The following is an 8,325-nucleotide window of genomic DNA, read 5'->3' as shown; positions in this document are numbered from 1 at the left end:
CCCACTTGCATTGTCCCCGCTGTCTACAGCCATAACCCGCGGCGACACCTCTGTCGATGTGCACATCTATCGGTCCGATAATAATGGCCGCGATGGCTGGGTGCTGGAAATCGTCGACTCGTTCGGGACGTCCACGGTTTGGGATGATCTGTTCCCGACCGATGGGGCTGCGCTGGCCGAAGCGTTCAACACAATCGACGCGCATGGGATTGAATCGGTAACGGAAGAGGTACCAGCGCACGTAACGAAGCACTGAGCGCTGTGAAACCGGCCATCAGTTCCTCTTTTATATCAGTGTCTTAGATTGAGATGTGGCGGATTTTTTACGAATCCCGGTCATACCTCGATATGTTCAACTACCTTATAAGCCGCGCTAATATCCCTACATGGATCTCACTTTTCTTCCATTCTTTATTGCCCGCAGGGATATGTACGCGACCTGCCCTTAGCCCTCTGGGTTTTCAGCGACACGTACGAGTACTTCACCGGCATGTTTTGGCGTCGTCCAACTTTGCCGATGGAACGTTCGGATAGCACTCACGACACCGATAAGAAGCACCGTGATGCCTAATACCTCGGACCATGTCGGCCAGCGACGGTGAGCAAACAGACCAAAGGATGTTGCGAATATTGTTTCCGTAGCAATCAGTTGTCCCGCGAGCCCAAGCGGAAGACGTTGCGAGGCGATGGTCCATGCCCACGAACCGCCGATCGATCCAACCGCGGCGAGCACCAACGCTGACGCAAAAATCGGCCAGAAGAGGTTCCAGTCGAAGCCGACCTGCACGAACCGAAACAGACCGAGTGACAGACCGACCGGAACGAACGCCACGATTTCGATGCTACCCGCAATCATCATCAGGGCCGTCCATATCCGCGCATCCATCCCTGGTCGGCTCCGCAGCGCGGCTTCGTTGCTAACCCCGAACAAAGTCCATAGCGAGACGGCTGCGATCGAGAACACGATCCCGATCCCGATCGAGCGAGTCGAGCCCGCCGACCGCTGCGCCAGATGCAAGATGTTGGCCGCATTCAGGAGCAGCAGACCTGTCGTGGCAAGAACGAGTGGAAGTGCAAGGGACCGCCAACGTATTCCTCGACTGCCGAGATTGGCAACGATCGCCAGTACAACGGGTACCAACGCAACGAAGGCCGGCGGGATGATCGGCCCCGCGTAGAGGACTGCAATCATGATGGTCAGAAAGTATCCGACATAACCGATCAAACCGAGCCACGCCGCGACGATCCAATCAACGAAAGTGAGTCTGGGGCCTCTCCCACGCAGGGCAAACAAGATTGCGAGTCCCAGTACCCCCGACATCATGAAGCGGCAGACCGCCAAGTCGTAGATCGAATACGCACCGGTTACATATGGAGCAATGAAGTTCAACGACCAGGCAAACGCCGCGAATATCGCCGCCGATATCCCTAAGAGCAACTGCTTTTCCCTCATGATCGACTCCTGATTCGGGGTATCCGTCGATATGATGGATTTGGCCCGCTTTGGAAAGCCTATGCTTACGCCAGGTCGATGCTTTCCGGAAAAAGACGCTCACTTGCGCCTAAGCGCCTTTCGGGGTCGAAGTGGATGACCTCAAGGACAACCTGGACGAATACCTTCGCGTTCTGGTGGCGTTCGTCCCCTTCGTCATGCCGCAACCTGCCTCGCCGCACTTCTCGAACGCAACCACTCCATCGTCAAAAGCAGTAATCCCGAGAAGATGATCAGGATGGTCGCCAGTGCCGCGATGGTCGGGGAAATGTTCTCGCGGATGCCAATAAACATCTGCAATGGCAACGTGCCTTGCGTGGGCCCGGCCAGAAACAACGTCATCACGACATCGTCGAATGACGTTGCGAAGGCGAACAACGCCCCGGAGATCACCCCCGGAGCAATGATCGGCAGGGTCACTGAAAAGAATGTCCTGACCGGCGACGCACCGAGACTAAGGCTGGCGCGAACGAAGTTCTGATTGAAGCCGCTGAGCGTTGCGGTGACGGTCACGACGACGAACGGCGCAGCAATCGCGGTATGTCCGAGCACGAGCCCAAGGTAGGTTCCGGCGAGACCAAAACGCGCGAACAGGAGGTACATGCCTACCGACGTGACGATTACCGGAACAATCATGGGCGAGATCAGGACGGCTACGAGTGCGCCTTTGCCTTTGAACGTGGCCTTGTTAAGGCCAAGTGCCGCAAGCGTTCCCAGAATCGTCGAAAGAAGTGTCGCGAGCGGCGCGACGATGAAGCTGTTCCTTCCTGCCCGCAGCCAGGCCGTGGATGTAAAGAGGTTTTCATACCAACGGAACGAAAAGCTGTGAATCGGATAGATCAGCAGTGAGTTATTGCTGAACGACAGCGGGATGATCACCAATATCGGCGATACCAGGAACAGCAGCACCACTACGTTCATTGTCCTGAGCAGATAGAACCATGCAATCTCAGGCACTGAAACATAGGGAGCGAATCGAGCAACACGAGTGTTCATAATCTACCCCAGATTCAATTCGGTTCCGACGATCTTCTTGTAGCAGGCGAACAGCAGCAGCGTCGCTATCAGCAGGACCGTTCCTAGGGCACACGCCATCCCCCAGTTGAGCGCAACGTTTGTGAAGTACGCGATGTAGTAGCTGACCATCTGATCGCTAGCCCCGCCGAGCAACGCCGGAGTAATGTAGTAGCCAAGCGCCGTGATGAACACAAGGAGGCAACCGGCGCCTACTCCCGGCAGCGTCTGCGGGACATAGACCTTCCAGAAGGCGCCGAACGGATGACTCCCCAATGATATGGCAGCCTTCTGATACGACGGCGGAACGGACTTCATGACGCTGTACAAGGGAAGCACCATGAATGGCAGAAGGATGTGCGTCATGGCAATCAGCACTCCGGTGCGATTGAACAGCAACGGTAAAGGCGATGAAATCACACCTAGCGTGAGCAACAATCGGTTGACCAGTCCCGATCCCTGAAGGATGACAATCCAGGCCGAAATCCGAACCAAAATCGACGTCCAGAAGGGCAACAACACGAGAATCATGAGCAGGTTCGAGCGTCTCGCGGGCAGAATCGATAACCAGTAGGCTAGGGGATAACCGAATATCAGCGCGGCGGCTGTAACAAGAGCGCTGATCACAAATGTCCGTTTGAACAGTGCCTGGTACGCGGTTGTCCCGGGCGGGACATGGACAATCGCCCCGTTCGCGTCCTGCATATAGTCGACTGACGCAAGTAGATATGCCGGCGTATAGCGGGACGCGTTACCTGCAATCGCTGTCCAGAATGACGGATCGGACCAGCGTGAATCGATTTCGGTCAGCTTTCGCCGAATCTCGGCGGCCGGAAGTTCTGCATCCGTTTTGCCAAATGGCAGTGCACTTGACGTCTTGTAAAAGAGTGAACGAAAACCCTCCTTCTCGGCATTGAGGCGGCCTGCTGCGCTCCCGGAGCTGTTGTCACCTCCGTTTCGCTCGATGTCCAGCATGATTCCGCGGAAGGCCTCGTCCGGCACCAGTGATTTTCGGTCCCACTGGCGCAGCGCTTGGGTAGTGGCTGGCAGTGCATCTACTACCTCTGGATTCTCGACAGAGCGCATCAGCATGGACGCGACCGGTAACAAGAACACCAGGAGGATGAATACCGCAAGCGGGCCAATTAGCGCCAGCGCTCCGAGTTGTTTTCGCACATTGACGTGCCGGAGGGAGCGCTTAAGCTCCCGACTCTGCCAATCCTGACTGCTCATGATCGCGTCCATTGTTTCTCCTCAATCAGCACATCCGATATGGATTTCCCGATGCGCTGCAAAGTTTTACTTCGCCGCCCAGGCAGCGAATCGCTGTTCGAGACCATCGCCGTGATCGGTCCAAAAATCAACACTATCGGGGATCGCGTTCTTCGCATTTTTCGGCGCATTTGGCAGGTTCCCCAACGTATTCGCATCCAACAGTTTCAGGGCAACCTTGTTGGTAGGACCGTACGGAATATGTTGGGCGAATGCCACTTGTGCCTCCGGTGTCAGCGTGTAGGCAATGTACTTTTGCGCAGCGTCCTTGTTCTTCGAACCCTTCGGAATGACAAAGAAATCGAGGTCGTAGATGCTCTGGTCCCACGAGATCGCCAGATTTTTGTTGCCGGCGCGTTGTGCTGCATCGATGCGGCCGTTGTAGGCGGTGGACATCACAACATCTCCCGCTGCGAGGAATTGGGGAGGCTGCGCACCTGCGTCCCACCACTGGATGTACGGCTTGAGCTCATCAAGTTTCGCAAATGCCCGGGTGATACCCGATGCCGTGCCGAGTGCCTTGTACACGTCTTGCGGAGGTACGCCATCGGCCATCAGGGCGTACTCGAGGTTATAGCGAGCCTCCTTTTTCATGCCACGCTTGCCAGGAAATTTTTTCACGTCCCAGAAGTCTTTCCAGCCGTGGGGCTCCAGGCTCTTCGTGAGCGTGGGGTTATACGCAAGCACCTCTGACCAGACGTATTCTCCCGCGGCACACGGCGTGACCGACCCGGGCATCAGATCGTCCTTGTTCGGAATCTTGCTCCAGTCCAGTCTCTCGTAGAGACCATCCTGGCACCCGCGACCGACGTCCGCGGACTCGACCTCGAGCACATCCCACGTGACGTTCTTCGCGTCCACCATGGCCTTGACCTTTGCCTGGTCACCGGTGTATTCGATGGCGTCTGCCGCAATGCCACTCTTTGCTGCAAAGGGTTTGACCCAGGCCTGCGTCTGGGCATCGCCCGTGGCGCCCCCATAGTTGACCGCCGTCAACGCGTCGGCGAAAGCCGCACCTGAACACCCCAACAGGACAGCGGTTCCCACCATGTATTTTCGGACCTTCATTTCCTTCTCCTTGTCGCACCGTAACGTTGGCAAAAGTGGTTAATGGAAGACCTTGAGATGGTCTTCATGGAACGACAACAAAATGGATTGTCCTGGCTCGATATGCGCGGCGCCGCTGCCTTCCAGCGGTACCTTCACGAAGCATTCGTTGGAATCCGGCAGTCTGCAGCGCAACCGCACGTGATCCCCGAAATAGATCATCCCAAGTGTTTCACCGCTGATGACATTGCGTTGCACGGCGCCATTGCTCACAATCGATAGCCGTTCCGGCCGGATGACAGCGGTCGCGTCGGTACCGACAGCGAGCCGGGCAACATTGAGCGCACGCACCGTTGCGCCGCCATGAATCTGAAGGTCGCAGTAAGCACCGTCAGTGCCGACAACTTTTCCCTTAACGCGGTTGCTGTCACCGATGAAGTTGGCAACAAACAGGTTTTTCGGTGATTCATAAAGCGAATCGACCTTGTCGAGCTGCTGGATGATTCCCTGGTCGAACACGGCCACCCGGTCGGACATCGTGAGTGCTTCGCTCTGATCGTGGGTGACGTAGACGAACGTCAATCCAAGTGATTCATGCAATGCCTTAAGCTCAATTTGCATATGCTCGCGCAGTTGCTTATCCAACGCGCCAAGTGGTTCATCCATGAGAACCAGCTTCGGATTGAACACCAGTGCCCGAGCGAGTGCGACGCGCTGTTGTTGCCCACCTGAGAGCTGACCGGGCATGCGCTTGGCCAGCTTCTCCATGTTCACCATCCCAAGCGCCCGCTTGACGCGCGATGCACGTTCGTCGGTAGGTATTTTCCTGACCCGAAGCGGATACTCGAGATTCTGCTCAACCGTTAGATGTGGGAAAAGTGCATAGTTTTGGAACACCATCCCGATGTCGCGCTTATGGGGTGGGATACGATTGAGAAGCTGCCCGTCCAGCCATATTTCTCCATCGGTCGGGTACTCGAATCCTGCGAGCATCATCAGGCAAGTCGTCTTGCCAGAACCGGATGGTCCGAGCAGCGTCAAGAACTCGCCCTTTCTGATGTCAAGATTGAGATCCTTGACGACGAGTGATTCGCCGTCGTATGTCTTCCTGACCTTCCGGAAGCTCACGAACGTATTGCTCTGACTTTGCATGATCGTTCCTTTCAAGGTGCCTCGTGACTCTCTGGTTGCCCGGCATCAACGCCGGCAAATCACCGGCATGGCGAATGTAATGACGGGTTACCAAACTGTCCCCATCACCCTCCAGCGAAATGACGCCAGGCGGTCAGATGAAAAATTCGAACCAGCCACTGCACGCCGGGTTTTCTGAGCTACTCTTCAGATAATTGATTTGTATTACTCAACACAAACGGGGCGATGTTTGACTGTGGCGATCAATCGGCGACAGTACGAACACAGGTCTTAAGAGCCGATCTGATCCGCCTCTCAGGTTCGTTTTGGAATAGTTCATGTCGCCCGTTAGCGTGGGCAACATGAGCGAGTGATTGGCGACGGGGGCGCGAGCGATCTTGTTTCTCGTCTGTTCGACGCAAAACGCTGCTGGAATAGCTGGCATTGCTGTCTCCTAGTCCGGCTCGACCGGATCATGTGTATGTTGTGTCACAACCATCGCACGGAAAATCCGTGCGGATCAATCTTCGGCAGCGTCGATGACGACGTCCACCAGACAACTTGTTCAGTGCGTGCTCCGCGATCTCACAGCGTGTTCGTCTCCCGAAGGAAACGGTCGGCTGTGTGCTCTCGATTGGAGCAACGATCGCCCGACGCCGACGCCGACGCGGCTGGACCTTTCTTACTCGGCTCAGCTCGGCAAGTACTCTTTACTCCAGCTGTCATTGATTGCTTTGCATTCAATCAGCGCTTCGATCTGGATATCGCTGTAGCCCAACTTACTCAGCACGCCGCGAGTCGAAGCACCGAATTTCTCCGCCGGGGCCAGCGCACGGATTGGCGCGTGACGAGGACGAATCGCAAGAGGGTCGAGTTGGGTCACGCAATGACCGCTGGGGTGTCTCGCGTAGACGCTAAAGGAGTAGCTTCCGTTGTCGGTTCCCGGTCGGTTGTCCGCTGGACGGCTGTAGCGCGGGCGCAGCGCGTCGATGTTGTCGAGCGCGGCAGCCGAAATGTCCGCCGCGCGGAGCCGGGCTTGCCAGGTTTCGGCAGGCGCCGTGGCGAAGGCAGCGCAGAGGAATTGAGCCCGATCAACCGCGGTGCGAAGACCTTCCAGCCCTTCCACGGCATCCAGCTTCGAAAGCTCAGCCTCGCTGGCAGCGAGGTACAGCCATTCGTCCGCTGCCCGATACAACCGGGAAAGATCGCTATAGCCCAGCGCGCCGCGGCCAGAAGGCTCGTTAAAAGGCTCCCGGCCCGGGTAGTCGTAGCAAAACGGAATCTGCACCAGACCGCCCAGCGCCGCCAAGGACGTCCGGGCGCGACTGGCTTCGCCGGTCCTCGCCTTTCGATACAACGCAGCGGCGACGCCGAGCGCGGCCGCAAATCCGCACATCACGTCGATCGTGCCGACGTGGGCGTGTTCTTCCGGTGTCTGCATGCTCCCGCCGAAGCGGACCATGATGCCTGTGGCAGCCTGGATCAAGTCGTCGTAGCCCAGGTAGTCGGTCCGCGGGCCGCGGCGCGGGCCGCCAAAACAGTCCAGCTGACAGAAGATGACACCTGGATTGATGGCTTGCAGGCTCGCTTCATCGAGTCCAAGCGGGGACAGCTGCCGATCCGGCGCGTTCATCACGATGACATCCACTGAACGCACGAGGCGGTTGAACACCTCACGCCCGTCTGGCAAATTCAGATCGACCAGGATGCTCTGCTTGCCGCGCGCCGAGGACATGCCAAAGACCACGGTGTTCCAGGGATCGTAGTTGGGCGTGGCGGGATCGAGTTTGATTACCTCGGCGCCAAACCGGCCTAGTACAACATCCCTGAACTATCTTTCAATAAAAAAGAAGTACAAGTAAACTCGACTGCATGGGACGCGGACGACAAGCGCAGGTAATCAAACTATCTCGAGAGGAGCGTAAATCGCTTGAGTTGTTGACCCGACGCGGTACGGCGGAGCAGCGGCAAGTGATGCGAGCGCAGATTGCGCTGATGGCTCACCGAGGCGAGTCCACGACGGCAATTGCGCAGGCGCTCGGCGTGTCGGTGCAAACCGTCTCGCATTGGCGTACTCGCCTCGTGCGTCAGGGCGTCGAAGGCTTGCAGGAGGTGTCGCGTCCGGGCCGTCCGAGGCGTATCGGTGAGGCGCAACGACTCGAGTTGCTTGCCTTGGCATGCGAACCGGCAGAACCAGACGGCCGCGCGACACCGACGCTGGACGAACTGGTTGAGCGTGCGATCGAGCGCGGCGTGACCAAGCAGATCAGCCGCAGTCATTTGCAACGAATCTTGCAAGCGGGCGATTTGCGTCCGCACCGGGTCAAGCAGTGGCTGCACAGCCCCGACCCCCAGTTCCGACAGAAGGT

General features: G+C 57.2%; 6 protein-coding genes and 2 pseudogenes. 2 read left to right on the top strand and 6 right to left on the bottom strand.

What is annotated here, in order from left to right; genetic code table 11:
• Positions 1-256: pseudogene (locus BSU04_RS43655) on the top strand (YecA family protein); the annotation flags it as partial.
• A 189-nt stretch (positions 257-445) separates the two neighbouring features.
• Here the strand turns inward: BSU04_RS43655 and BSU04_RS43650 are convergent.
• The 6 genes and pseudogenes from BSU04_RS43650 to BSU04_RS43625 all read right to left on the bottom strand — a co-directional run.
• Positions 446-1,453: a DMT family transporter gene (locus BSU04_RS43650; RefSeq protein ID WP_089166377.1), complete on the bottom strand. Its 1,008-nt coding sequence runs from the start codon at positions 1,451-1,453 to the stop codon at positions 446-448.
• A gap of 195 nt (positions 1,454-1,648) precedes the next feature.
• Positions 1,649-2,488, bottom strand: coding sequence for an ABC transporter permease (locus BSU04_RS43645; protein ID WP_089166376.1), 840 nt, complete (start codon positions 2,486-2,488; stop codon positions 1,649-1,651).
• A 3-nt stretch (positions 2,489-2,491) separates the two neighbouring features.
• Complete coding sequence (locus BSU04_RS43640; protein WP_256983933.1) at positions 2,492-3,739, bottom strand: ABC transporter permease; 1,248 nt, start codon at positions 3,737-3,739, stop codon at positions 2,492-2,494.
• A 66-nt stretch (positions 3,740-3,805) separates the two neighbouring features.
• Positions 3,806-4,846, bottom strand: coding sequence for an ABC transporter substrate-binding protein (locus BSU04_RS43635; RefSeq protein ID WP_089166374.1), 1,041 nt, complete (start codon positions 4,844-4,846; stop codon positions 3,806-3,808).
• A gap of 39 nt (positions 4,847-4,885) precedes the next feature.
• Entirely contained in the window at positions 4,886-5,977 is a 1,092-nt protein-coding gene (locus BSU04_RS43630) for an ABC transporter ATP-binding protein (RefSeq protein WP_089166373.1), read from the bottom strand.
• 670 nt (positions 5,978-6,647) lie between these two features.
• A pseudogene (locus BSU04_RS43625) lies at positions 6,648-7,763 on the bottom strand (CoA transferase); the annotation flags it as partial.
• Positions 7,764-7,828: 65 nt separating this feature from the next.
• Between BSU04_RS43625 and BSU04_RS43620 the strand changes: the two are divergent.
• Positions 7,829-8,325: helix-turn-helix domain-containing protein (locus BSU04_RS43620; RefSeq protein WP_144021543.1), on the top strand; the 497-nt coding region annotated here is incomplete at its 3' end.

This window comes from Caballeronia sordidicola, from assembly GCF_002220365.1.
Lineage (GTDB): Bacteria > Pseudomonadota > Gammaproteobacteria > Burkholderiales > Burkholderiaceae > Caballeronia > Caballeronia sordidicola_C.
The sequence above is the reverse complement of the archived record's forward strand: the minus strand, read 5'-3'. Positions and strand labels throughout refer to the sequence as shown.

Excerpts from the sequence above, each read along its gene's own strand:
- BSU04_RS43650 (WP_089166377.1), bottom strand. The coding sequence starts at position 1,453 with ATGAGGGAAAAGCAGTTGCTCTTAGGGATATCGGCGGCGATATTCGCG.
- BSU04_RS43645 (WP_089166376.1), bottom strand. The coding sequence starts at position 2,488 with ATGAACACTCGTGTTGCTCGATTCGCTCCCTATGTTTCAGTGCCTGAG.
- BSU04_RS43640 (WP_256983933.1), bottom strand. The coding sequence starts at position 3,739 with ATGAGCAGTCAGGATTGGCAGAGTCGGGAGCTTAAGCGCTCCCTCCGG.
- BSU04_RS43635 (WP_089166374.1), bottom strand. The coding sequence starts at position 4,846 with ATGAAGGTCCGAAAATACATGGTGGGAACCGCTGTCCTGTTGGGGTGT.
- BSU04_RS43630 (WP_089166373.1), bottom strand. The coding sequence starts at position 5,977 with ATGCAAAGTCAGAGCAATACGTTCGTGAGCTTCCGGAAGGTCAGGAAG.